Source organism: Luteimonas rhizosphaericola (assembly GCF_029888045.1).
Lineage (GTDB): Bacteria > Pseudomonadota > Gammaproteobacteria > Xanthomonadales > Xanthomonadaceae > Luteimonas > Luteimonas rhizosphaericola.
Map to the genome: position 1 here is coordinate 1 of NZ_JARXRN010000009.1, position 2,384 is coordinate 2,384.

General features: G+C 54.4%; 2 protein-coding genes. Both read left to right on the top strand.

All coding sequences use genetic code 11. The annotated features are described in order from the left end of the window. Positions 1-1,498: 1,498 nt before the first annotated feature. A complete protein-coding gene (locus QFW80_RS00565; protein ID WP_280598954.1) occupies positions 1,499-1,873 on the top strand; it encodes a hypothetical protein in 375 nt (124 codons plus the stop codon). A 57-nt stretch (positions 1,874-1,930) separates the two neighbouring features. Continuing rightward, positions 1,931-2,230 carry a hypothetical protein gene (locus QFW80_RS00570; protein WP_280598956.1) on the top strand — a complete coding sequence of 100 codons (300 nt, stop codon included), beginning with the start codon at positions 1,931-1,933 and terminating at the stop codon, positions 2,228-2,230. Positions 2,231-2,384: the final 154 nt, after the last annotated feature.

The following is a 2,384-nucleotide window of genomic DNA, read 5'->3' on the forward strand; positions in this document are numbered from 1 at the left end:
TCCCGGGCAGGCTGTTTGGGTGGATGGCTAGCCTGCAGCCTAACAATTCATTCAAGCCGACGCCGCTTCGCGGCGCGGCTTAATTCAAGCGTTAGCCGTCATCCAACATGCTCGCGATTCTCACATTCATTGCAGTTGTGGCTTCAGGTGGCGCGAACGTGTCCGATGCACATATTTCAGTCTGTGCAATCGCCGCAAGTCCTGATCGCTTCAACGGTAAGAGCATTTCCGTCAGAGCAACCGTTCTTCCAAACCGTCATGGCATCGGGCTCATTGACAGCGATTGCCCCGAGGTCCTGATTGCGCTTGGCTCAAGTGCGTCGGATGCGCCCGAGTCGCCCAACTCCAAGTTCTACGATGCGTACTGGCAAAACTTCCTACCAGATGGCCGCGCTATAACCGCAACTTTGCACGGTAAGTTCGTATATGTCGCAGCTCAGTGGCCCGTCCTTCGTATAGACCGCTACCAAGTCGTTGAGTTCGTTGTTGAGTCACATGGGCGACCGCAATGACGGCTAACAATTCATTCAAGCCGATGCCACTTCGTGGCACGGCTTAATTCAGGTGTTAGGGCGCATATGAAACATCGCGCAATCTGGTTGTTGGTACTGGCAATTGCCTGGCTATCCGGCACAGTCCGTGCCGGCACCGTTGCTCTTGTTGCGGACAAGGAGCTCTGTGACAACGCTCCTCCGCTGGAGCAAGCAGCCCGCCTAGAGCCTAGCCGTAACGGCAGCGTAGTCACGCTCACCGTGACCGCTCTACTCAACTGTGCTCATATCCCAGACAAGCCGGAACTTCGTGAGTGGCGCAATGCCGCAACTCTGTCACTTCCGACAAAAACGCCATCTGGCATGGCTACTGCATGTCTTTGCGCTCACCGGATGACGTTCGAGATCTCTGACTTGTATGAGGGTGTTCAGACCATCTACTACGTTCAAGACGGAACCGTCCTTGGGCACGTCGATGCGCCCTAACAATTCATTCAAGCCGAACCCGCTTCGCGGGTCGGCTTAATTCAGGCGTTAGGTGCCACAGGAGACATTAAATGCGCCTCGTAGCACTCTTACTCTTAGCCATCGAGAGTGCGCATTCTTCCGACGCACACGAATCTGATGGCATTGGCTATCCCACAGTCGCAGCTGCGCTTGAGGATCTAAGGAGCAAGCCCGATGTAACTGTCCGCGACAACGCAGGTTGGACAATTATCGAGGTAGATGCGCCGCAAGAACGCTCAATTTGGTCGTTCACTCCACCCGGCCATCCCGCGCACCCTGCCGCGGTTAAGAGGACTGTCTACGAGGAGTCAGGCACTGTAAGGATGAAAACTAATGCCCTGTGCCAAGCGGAGAAGAAAGCCTGTGACGAGCTCATGGCTCAGTTCGCGGAGCTACAGCGCCAGATTCAGCAGCACATGCAGGGTGGCAGTGGTGGCACCTAACAATTCGTTCAAGCCGATGCCGCTTCGCGGCACGGCTTAACTCAAGCGTTAGATGCCATGCCAAAGATCAAGGTAGCCATCGGCCTACTTCTCTACGTCACAAGCTGCATGGGCTTGCTGATCGCGCCGGCGTACATTTCGCTGCCGCTCACTGCCTATTCCGCGGACTTCATCGCGTCTCACGGCCCACGCATTCCTGCCTTCAGCAGAGCTGCTCTCTCTGTCATGCCGCATGCTACAGCCATCTGCTTCTCTGTTCTGGGCTCGTCACTTCTGCTCGCCTTCCTGGCATTTCGGAGAGTAGAAGAGCGGGACACTAGGCTCTACTGGATTGGCGTGTTAGCCAACATCAATTTCTATGCTGTGCTTTTCCTGTTCGGCATGGTCCTGATCGGCTTTTTCTTGTTGCCAAAGCTCGCAAATGGCATCTAACAGTTCATTCAAGCCGAACCCGCTTCGCGGGTCGGCTTAATTCAGGTGTTAGGCCTCATGAAAAACATTGTCGCAATCGGCTTGCTCATCTCATTGTTCTGGGCGGCTGGATGCACCTCTGCACCTCAAACAAACTCTGCAGCCGCCATCCCTGTTGAGGTGATTCCACTTGAGCAAGCTCAAACTCTTATTGCATCTGGTCAGGTCAAAGAGATCTTTCAGCCTCATGTTGGCTGCGTCGTCCTCACACTACAAGACGGACAATACGTCTCCTTCTACCAACCACACCTCGACTGGATTCTTGGTTTCCTCAAAGAGCAAGGCTTGGACAAGCAGATTCCGGTGTCAATGGAGTAGGCTGAGGCCTAACATTTCATTCAAGCCGAACCCGCTTCGCGGGTCGGCTTAACTCAGGCGTTAGGCCTCAAGAGCACGCACTATGAGACTTGTCGGTAAAGCTGTCGGCTACCTGATTTCAGTGCTCGGTATAGGCATCGTGATCTTCGGCTTG

What these genes read in the sequence shown, in the direction of transcription:
- QFW80_RS00570 (WP_280598956.1), top strand. Translation starts at nt 1,931, where the DNA reads ATGAAAAACATTGTCGCAATCGGCTTGCTCATCTCATTGTTCTGGGCG.
- QFW80_RS00565 (WP_280598954.1), top strand. Translation starts at nt 1,499, where the DNA reads ATGCCAAAGATCAAGGTAGCCATCGGCCTACTTCTCTACGTCACAAGC.